This window comes from Halopelagius fulvigenes (assembly GCF_042662625.1).
GTDB classification, from domain to species: Archaea; Halobacteriota; Halobacteria; order Halobacteriales; family Haloferacaceae; genus Halopelagius; species Halopelagius fulvigenes.
Window position 1 is genome coordinate 845,456 of the sequence record NZ_JBHSXH010000015.1, and the last position, 14,971, is coordinate 860,426.

The 14,971-nt window shown below is 70.0% G+C and carries 18 protein-coding genes and 2 pseudogenes; 8 read left to right on the forward strand and 12 right to left on the reverse strand.

Annotated features, from left to right (window positions below):
* Positions 1-4: 4 nt before the first annotated feature.
* From ACFQEV_RS14470 to dapA, 3 genes are read right to left on the reverse strand one after another with little or no spacing between them, the layout of a single operon-like run.
* On the reverse strand, positions 5-850 hold the full coding sequence (locus ACFQEV_RS14470; protein WP_379697392.1) for a 2,3,4,5-tetrahydropyridine-2,6-dicarboxylate N-succinyltransferase: 846 nt from the start codon (positions 848-850) through the stop codon (positions 5-7).
* Complete coding sequence (gene dapB, locus ACFQEV_RS14475) at positions 847-1,665, reverse strand: 4-hydroxy-tetrahydrodipicolinate reductase (protein ID WP_379697395.1); 819 nt, start codon at positions 1,663-1,665, stop codon at positions 847-849. The genes ACFQEV_RS14470 and dapB overlap by 4 nt, the downstream gene beginning before the upstream one ends.
* Positions 1,666-2,589: a 4-hydroxy-tetrahydrodipicolinate synthase gene (gene dapA, locus ACFQEV_RS14480; RefSeq protein WP_379697397.1), complete on the reverse strand. Its 924-nt coding sequence runs from the start codon at positions 2,587-2,589 to the stop codon at positions 1,666-1,668.
* Positions 2,590-2,966: 377 nt separating this feature from the next.
* Here dapA and ACFQEV_RS14485 point away from each other — a divergent pair, with 377 nt between their 5' ends.
* Positions 2,967-3,464: a LabA-like NYN domain-containing protein gene (locus ACFQEV_RS14485; RefSeq protein ID WP_092536832.1), complete on the forward strand. Its 498-nt coding sequence runs from the start codon at positions 2,967-2,969 to the stop codon at positions 3,462-3,464.
* A 4-nt stretch (positions 3,465-3,468) separates the two neighbouring features.
* Here the strand turns inward: ACFQEV_RS14485 and ACFQEV_RS14490 are convergent, their stop codons facing one another.
* A complete protein-coding gene (locus ACFQEV_RS14490) occupies positions 3,469-4,389 on the reverse strand; it encodes a DUF7847 domain-containing protein (RefSeq protein WP_379697400.1) in 921 nt (306 codons plus the stop codon).
* Positions 4,390-4,503: 114 nt separating this feature from the next.
* Positions 4,504-4,683 carry a hypothetical protein gene (locus ACFQEV_RS14495; RefSeq protein WP_379697402.1) on the reverse strand — a complete coding sequence of 60 codons (180 nt, stop codon included), beginning with the start codon at positions 4,681-4,683 and terminating at the stop codon, positions 4,504-4,506.
* 119 nt (positions 4,684-4,802) lie between these two features.
* Here ACFQEV_RS14495 and ACFQEV_RS14500 point away from each other — a divergent pair, with 119 nt between their 5' ends.
* The gene (locus ACFQEV_RS14500) at positions 4,803-5,309 is read left to right on the forward strand and encodes a PUA domain-containing protein (RefSeq protein WP_379697404.1); all 507 of its coding nucleotides are present in this window, start codon (positions 4,803-4,805) and stop codon (positions 5,307-5,309) included.
* A 12-nt stretch (positions 5,310-5,321) separates the two neighbouring features.
* Here ACFQEV_RS14500 and ACFQEV_RS14505 read toward each other — a convergent pair whose 3' ends face one another.
* The 4 genes from ACFQEV_RS14505 to ACFQEV_RS14520 all read right to left on the reverse strand — a co-directional run bounded on the left by ACFQEV_RS14505 (position 5,322) and on the right by ACFQEV_RS14520 (position 8,178).
* Positions 5,322-6,359 carry a presenilin family intramembrane aspartyl protease PSH gene (locus tag ACFQEV_RS14505; RefSeq protein ID WP_379697407.1) on the reverse strand — a complete coding sequence of 346 codons (1,038 nt, stop codon included), beginning with the start codon at positions 6,357-6,359 and terminating at the stop codon, positions 5,322-5,324.
* 46 nt (positions 6,360-6,405) lie between these two features.
* Complete coding sequence (locus ACFQEV_RS14510) at positions 6,406-6,633, reverse strand: H/ACA ribonucleoprotein complex subunit GAR1 (RefSeq protein WP_379699889.1); 228 nt, start codon at positions 6,631-6,633, stop codon at positions 6,406-6,408.
* A gap of 5 nt (positions 6,634-6,638) precedes the next feature.
* Positions 6,639-6,920 carry a signal recognition particle subunit SRP19 gene (gene srp19, locus ACFQEV_RS14515; RefSeq protein ID WP_379697410.1) on the reverse strand — a complete coding sequence of 94 codons (282 nt, stop codon included), beginning with the start codon at positions 6,918-6,920 and terminating at the stop codon, positions 6,639-6,641.
* A 136-nt stretch (positions 6,921-7,056) separates the two neighbouring features.
* The gene (locus ACFQEV_RS14520; protein ID WP_379697413.1) at positions 7,057-8,178 is read right to left on the reverse strand and encodes a PGF-CTERM-anchored ABC transporter substrate-binding protein; all 1,122 of its coding nucleotides are present in this window, start codon (positions 8,176-8,178) and stop codon (positions 7,057-7,059) included.
* 67 nt (positions 8,179-8,245) lie between these two features.
* Here ACFQEV_RS14520 and btuC point away from each other — a divergent pair, with 67 nt between their 5' ends.
* On the forward strand, positions 8,246-9,355 hold the full coding sequence (gene btuC, locus ACFQEV_RS14525; protein ID WP_379697415.1) for a vitamin B12 ABC transporter permease BtuC: 1,110 nt from the start codon (positions 8,246-8,248) through the stop codon (positions 9,353-9,355).
* Positions 9,352-10,716 carry a heme ABC transporter ATP-binding protein gene (locus ACFQEV_RS14530; protein ID WP_379697418.1) on the forward strand — a complete coding sequence of 455 codons (1,365 nt, stop codon included), beginning with the start codon at positions 9,352-9,354 and terminating at the stop codon, positions 10,714-10,716. The genes btuC and ACFQEV_RS14530 overlap by 4 nt, the downstream gene beginning before the upstream one ends.
* Here the strand turns inward: ACFQEV_RS14530 and ACFQEV_RS14535 are convergent.
* Entirely contained in the window at positions 10,692-10,826 is a 135-nt protein-coding gene (locus ACFQEV_RS14535; protein WP_379697421.1) for a hypothetical protein, read from the reverse strand. The genes ACFQEV_RS14530 and ACFQEV_RS14535 overlap by 25 nt on opposite strands.
* Before the next feature lie 201 nt (positions 10,827-11,027).
* On the opposite strand from ACFQEV_RS14535, the gene ACFQEV_RS14540 reads away from it, so the two are divergent.
* Both ACFQEV_RS14540 and ACFQEV_RS14545 read left to right on the forward strand, forming a co-directional pair.
* Entirely contained in the window at positions 11,028-12,206 is a 1,179-nt protein-coding gene (locus ACFQEV_RS14540; RefSeq protein ID WP_379697424.1) for a tubulin/FtsZ family protein, read from the forward strand.
* Positions 12,207-12,349: 143 nt separating this feature from the next.
* Positions 12,350-13,372, forward strand: a complete 1,023-nt coding sequence (locus tag ACFQEV_RS14545) for a transcription initiation factor IIB (protein ID WP_379697426.1) — start codon at positions 12,350-12,352, stop codon at positions 13,370-13,372.
* 31 nt (positions 13,373-13,403) lie between these two features.
* Here ACFQEV_RS14545 and ACFQEV_RS14550 read toward each other — a convergent pair whose 3' ends face one another.
* Both ACFQEV_RS14550 and ACFQEV_RS14555 read right to left on the reverse strand, forming a co-directional pair.
* Positions 13,404-13,625 (reverse strand): hypothetical protein, encoded by a 222-nt coding sequence (locus ACFQEV_RS14550; protein WP_379697429.1) that lies wholly within the window; start codon positions 13,623-13,625, stop codon positions 13,404-13,406.
* Positions 13,626-13,669: 44 nt separating this feature from the next.
* Positions 13,670-14,158, reverse strand: a complete 489-nt coding sequence (locus ACFQEV_RS14555; protein WP_379697432.1) for a halocyanin domain-containing protein — start codon at positions 14,156-14,158, stop codon at positions 13,670-13,672.
* A 101-nt stretch (positions 14,159-14,259) separates the two neighbouring features.
* On the opposite strand from ACFQEV_RS14555, the pseudogene ACFQEV_RS14560 reads away from it, so the two are divergent.
* Positions 14,260-14,538: pseudogene (locus ACFQEV_RS14560) on the forward strand (Htur_1727 family rSAM-partnered candidate RiPP); the annotation flags it as partial.
* A gap of 30 nt (positions 14,539-14,568) precedes the next feature.
* Positions 14,569-14,967: pseudogene (locus tag ACFQEV_RS14565) on the forward strand (SPASM domain-containing protein); the annotation flags it as partial.
* Positions 14,968-14,971: the final 4 nt, after the last annotated feature.

Below are 14,971 nucleotides of genomic sequence, written 5' to 3' on the forward strand. Positions count from 1 at the left end.
CGGATTACTCTCGGAGCGCTTCCTCCCTGCGGGTCTTGTCCAGCGTCTCCTCCTCGATGTCGAGGGCGACGACGGCGGGCTTGAACGCGCCGCCGGCGAACAGGTCGTGGTCGCCGATGGACGACTCGACGTAGCGGGTGAACGCCCGGCGGTTCGCGGGCAGGTGCCCGTAGACGACCTCCTCCTCCACGAGGTCGTACACCGGGATTCGCGGCGACAGCAGCGTGTTCTCGCCGACGACGGTGTTCTCGCCGACGTGGAACCCCGAGGTGACGCGGCACCCCGCGCCGAGGGAGACGTTGTCCTCGATTATCACGGGCGCGTCCTCGACGGGTTCGAGGACGCCGCCGACGAGGGTGTTCGCGCCGAGTTTCACGTTCTCGCCGATCTGCGCGCAGGAGCCGACGGTGTCGCAGGAGTCCACCAGCGTTCCGTCGCCGACGTGCGCGCCCACGTTGACGAACGAGGGCGACATCATGATGCAGTCGCGGCCGAGGTACGCGCCGCGGCGGACAACGGTCCCGTCCGGCGTGTTCCGCGTGCCGCGTTCGCCGAGGTCGGCCGTCTCGCGGAGGGGGAGCACGTCGTAGTAGGTGACGCCGCCGTGCTCGCGGCCCTCCGTCTCCCGGAGGCCGAAGTTCAGCAGGATGCCCTGCTTGACCCACTCGTTGACCTCCCAGCCGTCGGGACCGGACCCGCCCGTCTGTTCGGCGGCGCGGACCTCCCCGCCTTCGAGGGCTTCGAGGAACGCGTCGAGCGTCGCCAGTTCCTCGCTGCCGGCCGTCGTGACCGAGAGGGCGTCGTCTTGGTATCGCTGCCACAGGTCGTCGATGTCGGATTGCATGCTCATCGTTGGTCGAGTACGTCGTCGAAGTCGTACCGCCCGGCGTCGCGTCCCGCGACCCAGACGGCGGCGTCGAGTGCGCCGGCGGCGAAGACGCCGCGGGCACCCGCCCTGTGCGTCAGAGAGAGGAGTTCGTGGTTGCCGGCGAGAAGGACCTCGTGCTCGCCGGTCACGTCGCCCGCCCGCCGCGCGTGGACGCCGATTTCGCCGTCCTCGCGCGGTTGGTCGCCGACGCGTCCGTGGACGCGTTCGGACTCGCCGCGGACGTCGTCAGTGTCGCCGGACCGCGTCCGGCGGTTCGACGAACGGACTTCGTCGATGTCGTCTAAGATGGTGTTCGCCGTGCCGGAGGGGGCATCGCGCTTCCCGTTGTGGTGCGTCTCCGTCACCTCGATGTCGTAGCCGGGAAGCGCTGCCACCGCCTCGCGGACGGCGCGACGGAGGGCCGCGACCCCCCGAGAGAAGTTCGCCGCCTTCAGGACGGGAACCGACTCGGCGGCCGAATCCAGCGTCGCGCGGCCCTCCTCGTCGAACCCCGTCGTGCCGACGACGGCGGCGACGCCCGCGTCGGCGCAGGCGGCCACGTAGTCGGCGCTGGACTCGGGACCGGTGAAGTCCACGAGGACGTCCGGCATCTCCACCGCCAGCAGTTCGTCGATCCGCGCCGCTTCGCGGACCGGGACGCCCGAAATCTCCTCGACCGGCGACCGGTTGACCGCGAGCACCACGTCCACGTCGTCGCGGTCGGTGGCGGCGTCCAGAACCTCCCGGCCCATGCGTCCGGCCGCGCCCGTGACGGCGAGGCGAACCGCCTCGGCCATCTACTCGGCCCCCGCCGCCGCGCCCAGCGATTCCTCGCGCGCCGCGTCGAGTTCGTCGAGGATGCGCCGCAGTTCCGCGGCGTTCTCCTCGCGCAACTCCGTCAACGGCGGGCGGAGCGCACCCGGGGCGTGCCCGCGCATCTCCACCGCCGCCTTCACCGGAATCGGGTTCGTCTCGACGAACAGGTGGCGGTTGAGCGGTCCGAGTTCGTGGTGGAGTTCCCGCGCCCGGTCGTAGTCGCCGTCGAGGGCCGCCTCCACCATCGCGACCGTCCGTTCGGGTTCGACGTTCGCGGTGACGGAGATGGTGCCGACGCCGCCCACCGAGAGGACGGGGAGCGTCAGTGCGTCGTCGCCGGAGAGCACCGCGAACTCCTCGCCGCGCGTGCGTTCGACGACTTCGGATATCTGCCCGAGGTCGCCGCTCGCGGCCTTGTAGCCGACGATGTTCTCGTGTTCGGCGAGTTCGGCCGCCGTCTCCGGTTCGATGTTTCGGCCCGTCCGCGAGGGGACGTTGTACACGATCTGCGGCACGTCCACCTCGTCGGCGACCGTCCGGTAGTGGTCGGCGAGGCCGGCCTGTTCGGGCTTGTTGTAGTACGGCGAGATGAGGAGGAGTCCGTCCGCGCCCACCTCGGCGGAGCGTCGGGACAGCTCCAACGCCTCGCGGGTGGAGTTCGACCCCGACCCCGCGATCACGGGCACGTCCTCGACCGCCTCCACCGTCGTCTCGACGACTTCGACGTGTTCGTCGTGCGTCATGGTGGCGCTCTCGCCCGTCGAACCGACGGGGACGAGGCCGGCGACGCCCGCCTCTTCGAGGCGTCGCACGTTCTCAGCCAGCGTTTCGTGGTCGATACTGCCGTCCGAGGCGAACGGCGTCGTCATCGCGGGGAAGACTCCCGTCAAGTCGAGTTCCGTCATGTGGTGTCGTGTCTGTGTGTCTGCGTCGCGTCGGTGGTCGAACGCCGGTGCGCACCGTCGAAAGCCGCCCGAGACGGGGTCGCTACTCCCGCCACGAGCGTTACGGTGCGCGTTTTTTTGGTTTCAGAAGAGCCCCACGCGTCGCTGTCGGCAGGCGGACACCCGACCGGGACGGCGTGGTTCGCGTCACACGCGAGAAACCGGACCGTGCCCAAATATAACTTGCGCAGCGCGCAACATCCGCCGATCGGACGAGGGCGCCGACGGCGGCGGCCGGAGCGGTCAGCGTGACGACCGTTCGCGCGCACGCGTCCGGGCGGGCGCGGGAGACCGGAATCGCCCCACAATTCATTAGGTGTCGTCCCCCCCAGTGAGGTATGACCGAGATTCACCCGGGCCAACGCGTCGCCGTTCTGGCCGACGCGCAGAACCTCTATCACACGGCACAGAGCCTCTACTCGCGGAACATCGACTACTCGTCGCTGTTGGAGAAGGCGGTCTCCGACCGAGCGCTCACGCGCGCCATCGCCTACGTCGTCCGCGCGGACTCCCCCGACGAGGAGCGGTTCTTCGAGGCACTCGTCGATATCGGCTTCGAGACGAAGATAAAGGACATCAAGACGTTCGGCGACGGGTCGAAGAAGGCCGATTGGGACGTCGGGATGGCGTTAGACGCCGTGACGCTCGCCAACCACGTCGATACGGTCGTGCTCTGTACGGGCGACGGCGACTTCTCCCGACTCTGTTCGCACCTGCGTCACGAGGGCGTCCGCGTGGAGGTGATGGCGTTCAAGGAGTCCACCGCCGAGGAACTCATCCGCGAGGCGGACGCCTTCCTCGACATGTCGGAGCGAACCGACACGTTCCTGCTGTAGCCTCTCAGAGCGCCGACTCCTCGCTCTCGTTCTCGAAGTCCGTAGCCTCGGCGAACTCCTCGGGTCGCGCACGGGGTTCGTGAGCGCGGTAGAACGCCGTCGCGTACGTGCGCTGGAACGTGAACAGGAGCATCGTCGTCGCCAACGAGATGACCGAGACGAGGAGTACCTCCTGCGTCGAGAAGCCGAGCGCCTGCATCGGGGCCGCACCGCCCGCGACGGCACTGGCACCCGCGCCCGCGCCGGCCCCCGCACCGTCTTGGAGCTGCGGGAGGTTCTGGAACGTTTGCCAGACGACGAACCCCGTGATGGGAATCGTCGTCAGGATCGAAACGACGAGGTTGATGACGGAGTAGCCGAGGGCGCTGACGAGATTGTCGCGCACGAGTCGGTAGCTCTCGCGGAAGCCGTCGAGCGCTCCCGCCTCGCCGACGACGATGGCGACGGAGTAGAACTGGATGAAGAAGTGCAGGACGAGGAGCGCGAGGACGAGGACGACGACGAGCGCGCCGACTGCGAGCATCGCACCGCCGCCGGCGCCGCCCGCGCCGCCCGCGCCGAGGAGGCCGACGGCGGCGACGACGCCGACGATGGTGGCGACGACACCGAACACGAGGAGGATGGCGAACTCGACTATCGAACCGACGAGCAGGGGGACGTAGCGGTCCCTCCCGACGCGGGTGAGCGTCGAGAGCGACGTCTCTCCGTCTAATCCTTCCGACGCCATGCCGAGGAGGCCGGCGACGACGAACGGCGTCACGAAGAACGTGAGGATCTGGAGGGGGTACGACAGGAAGGAGAGCGACGTCAGCGAGAGCGCTTGCTGCGGCAGGACTATCAGGCCGTACAGCAGTCCTACGAGGAACAATACGGGATTTCGGCCCAGTGCGGAGAGGGCCGAACGGAGGGCATCGATTGCGGCCATACTATCCGTTTGTCGCAGCGTTCCTTAAAGATGAATGAACAGAACCGCTGTCACGTCCGGTCGGCGGCCGCCGCGATACGATTACGGCGTCGAGAGGCCGCGTTACGAGCGGTGTCAGGCCGTCGCGCCGTCGGCGTCCCGTCCGGCGCGGAGGGACGCGACGACGGTGGAGGCGGCGGCGAACGCCGCGATGGCGGCGGAGACGCGCCCGTCGACGCCCGTCTGCAGGAGGAAGGCGCTGCTCGCCAGAAGGAGCGCCGCTCCAAGCGCGACCTGCCGCATGTCCACGGTCATACCCGGAACCGACTGACAGTCGCTACTTAGGGTTTTTCTTCGAAATCGAGCGTGGTAACGAACTGCACGGGGCGAGGGCGGACCGCGACTGACTTCACGGACCGGCGGGAACGACGACCATGAGCGACGACAGCGACGAGGCCGGCGGGGACCGGACGCTCGCCGACCTGCGGACGGTGGCCGACTACCAGTTCGGCGCGGGCGCGGGCGAGGCGCTCTTTCCGAGCGACGCCGAGGCGGAGTTGACGGTGACTCGCTCCACCAGCGGTCGGCCGAGGCAGATACGCGCGCCGGCGGGGCGACTCGTCTCCTACGGGACGGACGGTCGGTTCACGCTCGGGCACGCGGGCGGCGTCCGCCTCGCGGCGGCGTCGGAATCGCCCGCGAACCGAGTCGTCGTCGGCGACGAGAGCGAACCGTTCGTCCGCGACGGCAAGAACGCGTTCGCGAAGTTCGTCACCGACGTCGACCCGGACGTTCGACCCGGCGACGAAGTCGCCGTCGTGACGCCCGACGACACCGTCGTCGCCACGGGCCGCGCGGAACTGTCGGCCGACGCGATGCTCGATTTCGAGACGGGGATGGCCGTCCACGTCCGCGAGGGTGCGGGACCGAGAGAGGAGTGACGCGACGGTAGGTTACAGGCCGAGCGCGGTCAGAATCGGCACGCCGGCGGCGAGCGACCCGACGAGGTAGCCGCCTATCGCGCCGCCGTTCAAGAGCGGCAGTCCGGCGTGCGCCCGCCCCTTCAGCACCATCCACAGGAGGACGAACAGTCCCGCGAACGTCCCGACCATCGATGTCAGCGCCGGGAGGTTCAGGGCGGGGAGGAAGCCGACGCCGAGCGACTCCGCGGGCGAGAAGAACGCCGCCGACGCGATCATCACCGTCGGCATCACGGCGTCGCCGAGGCCGATGAAGAGGGCGTCCCGAACGCCGTCGTCGGAGTCGGAGTCGGCTTCCGTCTCTGCGCCGTCGCGGGCCGGCGAACTCGGTTCGTCGCCGCCGTTGGCCGCGGCCGTCGCCTCGCCGTCCGTCGTCGGGTTCGCCTCCGCGTCCGTTCCGTCCCCCTCGTGGACGTCGTTCGCGCCGGAGAAGTCGTCGTCGAGGAGCGAGTACGACAGCGTCGTCGGCATGACGAGGACGACGGGGATGCGGAGGTCCATCACGCCCTCCGCCAGATCGAGCATGTGCTTCGTCCCGTAGACGCTGATGGCGTCGTAGACGGCCAAGGCGGCCAAGAGGAGTATCGCGGGGAGCAGTCCGAAACTGATGCCGAACAGTCCGGCCGCGCCCGCGCCCATCAGGACGCCGGCGGTGTCGATGACGTACCACTCGGGGTACGCCACGAGTGCGGCGGCGACGACGACGGCGGCGACGGCGGCCGGAATCGCCGGCAGGACGGCGGAGAAGACGTACCACGAGAGCCACCCGCTGGTGAAGACGATGAGCGCGCGGACGGCCCAGTCGAAGTCGTACTTGAACGCCGCGAGCATCACGGCCGTCGCCACGAGGATGGCGCCGATGTAGACGAGGCTGTTCGTCGGGTCCGTCGGGTCCTCGACGGTCTGGTAGCCCTGCTCGTAGAAGGTGGGGACGAGCGCGAGTGCGCCCAACTGCACGAGGAGGAAGACGAGCGCGGCGATGGCCACGCCGAAGTACGCGCGCTTTCGCATGTCGCCCCGTTTCGGCCGGTGCGGTATGGGGGTTGTGCTTCGTCCGCTACCGGGCGTACAGTTTCGTCCCGACGAGCGACGCCGGCGACGCCCCCTCGTTCGGCGCGATGGCGACGTACGGTCGCTCGACGGGGCCGAAGATATCGACCACGCGCCCGACGCTCGACAGCGACTCGTCCACCACGTCGCGGCCGATGTCGGGGTGGGTCTCGCCGTCGGCCCGCGCGATGAGGAGGTTCTGTGCGGTCCGCGAGACGGTGCCGACGCGTTGCATCGCCATTATCCCCTGAGGATGCCGACGTACGCGGCGACGGCCTGCACGAGGTCGTTCTTCGTCGAGTCCTCCGCGCCTTTCACGAGGACGCGCCCGCGGGAGTCCCACTCGCGCGGGTGGGTCACGTCTCGCTCGATGACCGCGTCGTAGCCGACCTGCTGGACGGCTTCCGCGATCTCGTCAACCGTCGGTTCCTCGACCGCGGCGCGGAGGGGGACCCGACGCCCCTCGGACCGCGACTTCGACGCATCGATGTAGACGGGCCAGATGACGTTCTCGACGGCCATACCGAAAGGGGTGCGGCGCGGCCGTAATACGGTTGTGGTCCGCGGTCACCGGTCGCCGACGGTCGGTCGTCTCCGCGGTCGGTCGTCCGCCGGTCGAAAAAAGAGCGAGTCGTCCGAAGCGACGGGTCGTTCGGTTCTACCGTCGGCGCGCCAGAAGCGACGCCCCGAGGAGGGCGACGACAGACGCGGCGACGCCGAATCCGGGCGCGCCCGTCTGCGTCTCCTCGGCCGTCGTGGTGGCGGGCTGTCCGGCGGTCGAACCGGTCGTCTCCGTCGCCGCAGTCGTCCCCGCCGTCGCCGTCTCGTTCGACTGCTGCTTCATCGAACGGTACTCCTCGTACGCCTCGGGGTGGACCGCCTGCATGATCGTCTCGGCGGCGTCCACGGCCCGCGGCGCGGGTTGCTGGAGGTTGTTCTCGTCCACTCGGACGACGTTCCCCTCCCGAATCGCCGTGGTGCTGTTGTAGGCGTCGTTGTTCGGAATCGGCGACCCCTCGGGCGCGACTATCCACGTCGGGTCCATCTGGACGACCGTCTCGTCGTTGAGTTGAGCGAACCCGGAGACTCCGGCCTCGGCGGCCCCGTTCCGGAGGCCGGCCGTGGTCATCACGTCGCCGATGAACGTGTTGTTCCCGGAGGTGTAGCCGTAGAAGACGTTGAGTCCGACGGGTTTCTCCTCGTCGGCGAGGGCCTTCCGCATCAGGCGGGCGGACTCGCAGACGTCGGCGGCGGTCCGCTGTCCCGCCTCGCAGTTCCCGGTCAGGCGACCGATCGTCTCCGTCTTGTTGGCGACGAACTCGAGGGAGGTGCCCGTCCCGAAGACGTACACGGGGACGCCCTGGTCGCGAATCTGCTCGACGCGGTCCTTCGCCAGCCCGTACGTCGAGTTCGGCACGAGGACGAGGTCGGGGTCGGCCGCGAGGACCCTCTCGACGCTCGGGCCGCTCGCCCCGGAGACGTTCGCTTTCTCGTCGGCCCCCTCCAAGTAGGAGGCGTACTGCGAGACGCCGACGACTTCGTCGCGCGCGCCGATCTCCCACATCGTCTGGGCCGCGCTCGGGTTGAGCGTCACGACCCGTTCGGGGTCCGCTTCGAGCGTTACGTCCGTCCCCGTCGCGTCCGTCGCGGTGTAGGGGAAGGTGCACGATCGCTGTCCGCCGGACGCGCCGTCGTCGGTCTGTGCCGCCGCCAGCCCCGCCGTCGGCGCTACCGCGGCGACGACGAGGACGAGGGCGAGAACGGCTGTTCTGTGTCTCATGTGTCCTCCCGTGACCCCTATCGCAACAAGTATTTACCTAAACCAACTGCGATTGGGTTAGAAGCACATGGACGTTCGTGCCCGCACCCTCGCGTGGTCGGGGGGGCTGACCGGCCTCCTCGTCGCCGTCGTTCTCGTCAGCGCCGGCATCGGGCCGGTGTCCATCCCCGCCCGAACCGTGGCGAAGGTGGTGTTGAACGCCGTCGCGGTGCCGTCGGGGGTCACGCTCTCGCCCGCCGCGGTGCCGTTCCCCCTCGTCGGCCGGGCGAACGTCCTCGCGCCGCACCTCGAATTCTCGCCGGTGTTTCGGTTCCCGGTCGAACGGACCCACACCGTCATCGTCCGCAGCGTCCGCCTCCCACGCATCGTCCTCGCCGCCCTCGTCGGCTTCGCACTCGCCACCGCCGGCGTCGTCATGCAGGGCTTCTTCCGGAATCCGATGGCCGACCCCTCCATCATCGGCGTCTCCTCGGGCGCAGCCGTCGGCGCAGTCGCCTCCATCGTCCTCCCCTTCGCGCTCCCGTTCGGCCTGCAACTCCAGAGCGCGGCGTTCGCGACGGCGCTCCTGACGGCGTTCGGCGTCTACCTGCTCGCCTCCGAGGGCGGCCGCACGCCGACGGCGACGCTCCTCCTCGCGGGCGTCGCGGTGCAGACGTTCCTCGGCGCGGTCATCTCCTTCATGCTGCTCCACAGCGGCGAGAGCCTCCGCCGCGTCGTCTACTGGCTGATGGGCCACCTCGGCGGCGCGACGTGGGACGAGGTTCGAACCGTCGCTCTCGTCCTGCCGCCGCTCTTCGTCCTCTTGCTCGCCTACGGCCGGGACCTGAACGTCCTGCTCCTCGGCGAGGAGGACGCCCACAGCCTCGGCATCGAAGTCGAGCGGACCAAACGGATCCTCCTCGCCGCGTCGAGCGTCGTCACCGCCGCCGCCGTCGCCGTCACCGGCGTCATCGGCTTCGTCGGCCTCATCGTGCCGCACGCCGTGCGCCTCGTCGTGGGCCCGGACCACCGGATACTCCTGCCGACGAGCGCGCTGGCCGGGGCGTCGTTCCTGGTCGCCACCGACACCCTCGCGCGGTCCGGGGCGGCCGAGATCCCCGTCGGCATCGTGACGGCGGCCCTCGGCGCGCCCTTCTTCCTCTACCTCCTGCGGACGCGAGAGGTGCATCGGCTGTGACCGACCCACTCGTCCGCGCCTCGGACCTCCGGATCGACCTCGGGGGGACGACCATCCTGGACGGCGTCTCCCTGACCGTCGATTCGGGGACGTTCGTCGGCCTCATCGGCCCGAACGGCGCGGGGAAGACGACGCTGCTCCGGGCGTTGAACGGCGCGCTCACGCCAGCGCGGGGGCGCGTCGAGGTGGCGGGCGAGCGAATCGGCCGCCTCGGGTCGAAGGCCGCGAGCAGACTCGTCGCCACCGTCCCGCAGGACACGTCCGTCTCCTTCGACTTCGACGCCCGCGAGACGGTGCGGATGGGTCGGACGCCCCACCTCTCCCGGTTCGGCGGGTGGAGCGACGAGGACGCGGCGGCCGTCGAACGCGCGATGGAGCGGACGGATGTGACCGGTCTCGCCGACCGCGCCGTCACGGGTCTCTCGGGCGGCGAACGACAGCGAGTCCTCATCGCCCGCGCACTCGCGCAGGCGACGCCGCTTCTCCTCTTGGACGAACCGACCGCCAGCCTCGACATCAACCACCAGGTCCGGACGCTCGAACTCGTCCGCGAACTCGTCGCCGAGGGGAAGACGGCCGTCGCGGCCATCCACGATCTGAACCTCGCGGCGCACTACTGCGACGAACTCCTCCTCCTCTCGGACGGGCGCGTCGTCGCCGCCGGCCCGCCCGCCGACGTTCTCACCGAGGCGAATCTGGAGGGCGCGTTCGGCGCGAACGCGGTGGTGTCGCGCCACCCCGTCACCGGGTCGGTGTACGTCACGGCGTTGCCGGAGACGCGGGCGGGCGACGCCGAGGGGCGCGTTCACGTCGTCGGCGGGGGCGGCACCGCCGCGAGGCACCTCCACATCCTCTCGGCGGCGGGGTACGACGTCTCCGTCGGCGCGTTGAACGAGGGCGACACCGACACCGAGGCGGCGCGGAGCCTCGGCTTGGACGCGGTGACGGTGGCTCCCTTCTCGTCGGTCGATTCCGCGGCGCGCGACGCCGTGGCCGCGCGGGTCGAACGCGCCGACTGCGTCGTCGTCGCGGACGTGGAAGTCGGGCGGGGGAACGTGGCGAACCTCCGCGCGGCCGCCGACGCCGACAGCCTCGTCCTCGTGGAGGAACGACCGTTCGCGGAGCGGAACTACGCCGGCGCAGAGGGCGAACGCGTCTACGAGCGACTCAGGGCGCGTGGCACCGTCGTCTCGGCGGGGGACGTGTTGGCCGCCGTCACGGCGGCAGTCGAGGGCGAGACGGAGAGCGTAGAGACAGGGACGACGACGGAGACAGAGGGAGAGGTGGCGGGGGACGCGGAGGCGGAACGAGAGAAGACGGGGACGGAGGAAGCGGGTCAGTCGGACTCCTCGGCGACGTAGCGAGCGTAGATGCGGTCGGCCGCGAACGACCCGACGACGACGGCGGCGACGGTACAGACCGCCCGGAGGCGCAGTCGGTCGGGGGTTCGACCGGCGTCCGGCGTCGTCACCGAGCAAAGCTCGGCGGGCCGTGAGACCCAATCTCACGACGGGAGCTCGTCGTCTCGACTCATCGTGGTTCGCTCGGGACGCGAGCGTGTTCAATCGTCCGTTAAGCGAACACCCGACCGGCTAACACCTCGGTAACGCCGTTGTATTGATACGGTCACGGCGCGTGTGTGGTGGCGACTGGCTCGTCTCAGGTGTTAAACATGAACGTCGCACTCATCGGGGTCGGACTGGCGGGGGGGAGAATCGTCGAGTCGCTCCTGGCGTACGAGGCGGACGCGGGCGTCGATTTCGTGACGGACGCTCTCGCGGTGAACACCGCCCGCGCCGACTTAGTGGAGCTCGAACGCCTCCCGGAGGACCGCCGCGTCCTCGTCGGTCAATCCCGGGTGAAGGGCCACGGCGTCGGCGCGGACAACGAACTCGGCGCGGAGGTGACCAGAGAGGACATCGGGAACGTCCTCTCGGTGGTGGACGAGTTCTCGACGCACGAGGTGGACGCCTTCCTCGTCGTCGCCGGACTCGGCGGCGGCACCGGAAGCGGCGGCGGCCCGGTCGTCGCCGAGGAGCTCAGCCGGGTGTACGCCGAACCGGTGTTCGGACTCGGCGTCCTCCCGGGGCGCGACGACGACGAGATAAACACGCTCAACGCCGCGCGGTCGTTCCCGACGTTCGTCCGCGAGGTGGAGAACCTGATCCTCTTCGACAACGACGCGTGGCGGCAGTCCGGCGGGAAGATTTCGGACGGCTACGAGAGCCTCAACCGGGAGCTCGCCCGACGCCTCGGCGTCGTGCTGAGCGCCGGCGAAACCGACGAGACGGACGACGACGGCGCCGTCCGGACGGCCGACGTGCGCGACACCCTCGCCGGCGGCGGCGTCTCCACTATCGGATACGCGAGCGTGGAGGTGCGGCGTCCCAAGCGCGGACTCGTCGCCCGACTCCTCGGTTCGACCCCGGACCGCGACGAGGGGAAGGTGACGAACAGGGTGACGTCGCTCGTCCGGCGGGCGACGCTGAGTCGCCTCACCGTCCCCTGCGACGTCAAGAGCGCCGACCGGGGGTTGGTCGTCGTCGCCGGACCCCGCGGCGAGGTGTCCCGCCGAGGGGTCGAACGCGGCCGAGAGTGGGTCCGCGAGGAGACGGCGTTGACGGAGATTCGCGCCGGCGGCTGCCCGATGAACTCCGAGTCCGTCGCGGCGGCCGTCCTCCTGTCGGGCGTGAGCGACGTGCCGCGACTGACGGAACTCCGGCGGACGGCCGTCGAGATGCGCCGCGACATCCTCGAAAAGGACTCCGCGGGCGGCCACCGCTACCGGAGCCTGATTCGGGCGTCCGGCGGCGACGACGGCGACGAAGAGTCCATCGAACCCCTGTTTTGAGCGTCGACGCGGAACGCCGACGAATCGTCGGCGACGACAACTATCCGGTAAGCAATCCGCCACCACGGTTTTGACTCGACCCTCCGTTAGGTAAAATCGAATTCGGGACCGGCGGCCGTTCTCGCCGGTTCGAAACCAAATCTATGAGCGACACCTCCTCGGTAACCGCGCGCCGCCGCGGTGAGACGGACGAGACGCGAACAGAACGCCCCGAACGCGAAGACGGGGACGAGAAACGTCGATGTCCGGAGTGCGCGTCGTCCGCACTCGTCGCCGACGAGGAGCACGGGGAGACGGTCTGCGACGACTGCGGACTCGTCGTCGAGGAGGACTCCGTGGACCGCGGCCCCGAGTGGCGCGCCTTCGACGCCGCCGAACGCGACGAGAAGTCCCGCGTCGGCGCGCCGACGACGAACACGATGCACGACAGGGGCCTCTCGACCAACATCGGTCGGGAGAACAGAGACAGCAACGGCAACGCCCTCTCGTCGCGGCAACGGAAGCGGATGCACCGCCTCCGCACGTGGAACGAACGCTTCCGCACCCGCGACTCGAAGGAGCGCAACCTGAAGCAAGCGCTCGGCGAGATCGACCGGATGGCCTCCGCGTTGGGCCTGCCCGAGAACGTCCGCGAGACGGCATCGGTCATCTACCGCCGCGCACTCGACGACGGCCTCCTGCCCGGACGCTCCATCGAGGGGATCGCGACGGCGTCGCTGTACGCCGCCGCGCGGATGGCGCACGTCCCGCGTTCGCTCGACGAACTCGCGCGCGTCTCCCGCGTGGACGAACGGGAGTTCCAGGGAGCGTACCGATACCTCGTCCGGGAACTCGGCCTCGAAATCGAACCCGCGGACCCGGCGGAGTACCTCCCGCGGTTCGCCTCCGAACTCGACGTGCCGGCGGGGACGGAGCGAACCGCCCGCGAACTCCTCGACGACGCCAAGGAGGCGAACCTCCACTCGGGGAAGTCGCCGGTCGGGCTGGCCGCCGCCGCCCTGTACGCCGCCGTCCGACTGACGAACGTCCACGTCACGCAGACGATGATAGCCGACGTGAGCGACATCTCCGAGGTGACGATTCGCAACCGCTATCAGGAACTCCTCGACGCGAGCGAGGAGTCCGCCTTCTCCGACGGTCCGGGCGCGACGCGGCCGAGTCCCTGACTCCGGAGGCGGGCGAACCGCCGCCGGCCGGTCAGAGGATGGACGGGTCGGGTGCGCGCGCGGCGTCCTCGTTCAGAATCGACAGGAGATTCTCGTACGGAACGAACGCGAGAAACGTCTCCTCTCCGTCCGACGGCGTCCGACGGGCCGACGGCCGTCGCTCCTCGACCGAGTACAGTTCGACCCCGTGGTCGCCCAACTCGAAGCGGTCGCAGACCACGTCGCGGTTCCGGGTGACGGCGCGGTACGTCATGGGTGGCGGTACGCGCTCGACGCGCTTGAACGTGAGCGTCTCGCTCACTCCACCACGACGACGCCCTTCATCCCCATCGCCCGGTGCGGGGTGCAGAAGTACTTGAACGTCCCCGCCTCCTCGAACGTCCGAGAGAACGTGTGCCCTCCCTCGCTCGTGCGTTCGGACGCGAACGAGTCGTCGGCCGCGACCACGTCGTGGGCGTTGCCCTTCCCGGTCCACGTCCAGACGACCGTCGTCCCCGCCGAGACGCGAACCGCGGCGGGAGAGAAGCCGTACGCCCCGCCGTTCGCCCGCGAACCGACCGTCACTTCGACCTCCGAGGCGTCCGTCTCGTCGACCACGCCGTCGTAGTTCGTCGTCGCGCCGAGCCATCCGCCGAAATCGCGCTTCGACGCCGCGTCCGAGGACCCCTCTCCGCCGGACCCCTGCGACGGCGTAGTGCCGCCGCCGGAACAGCCGGCGAGGGCCGTCAGCGTCGCTGTCGCGGCCGAACCGACGAACGCCCGCCGCGAGAGACTGTCTCCGTGCATCGTCTCCCCGTCGCGGCAGGCCGGCAAAACCGGTTCGGTCCGTTCCCGGCGACCGGGAACGACCGAGCGAACCGTAGGTGGGGTCGCTCGTAGGCGGACGTATGAACGGGGACGACAAGAACCCGGACGCACTGGACGCCGACGCGAACGCGGACGCGAGACGCGCCGGGACGGACGCACGACGCACCGAGGACCGCCACCCGCGGCGGGCGCGCCCCGACGCGGGGAGGGAGTGGGAACTGTTCGTCCGCGAGGAGGCGGCGGAACCCCTCCGACACGTCGGCAGCGTGAGCGGTCGGACCGCCGCCGTCGCGCGCGAACGGGCCGAGTCGCTGTTCGGGTGGGCCGCGGAGGGGATGTGGCTCTGCCCGGCCGACGAGGTGCGGCGCGTCGGCGGGCGGCCCCTCGACGGCGAGGAGTGCGCCGACGACGGAGCGGACGCAACGCGCGCGGACGGCGGCGACCCGACCGGCGAACGCGTCGCCGACGTGGACTACTGCGGCAACGTCCACCCCACACAGTTCTGGCAGGGGTACAGCCTCGGAAACGTCCGCGACAGGCCGTTCGGGGCCATCTGGGAGGACGAGTCGAACCCTCTCCTGACCGCCCTCCGGGAGCGAGAAGGCCACCTCACGGGCCGGTGCGCCGACTGTCGGTACCGGGACATCTGCCGCGGCGCGTCCCGCCTCCGCGTCCTCTCCACCGGGGGCGGCGTGTTCGCGCCCGACCCGCAGTGTTACCTCACCGAGTCGGAACGACTCGGGACGGACTCCGCGGACCCCTCGGGAACGGGGACGGCGGCGGACTGACTCG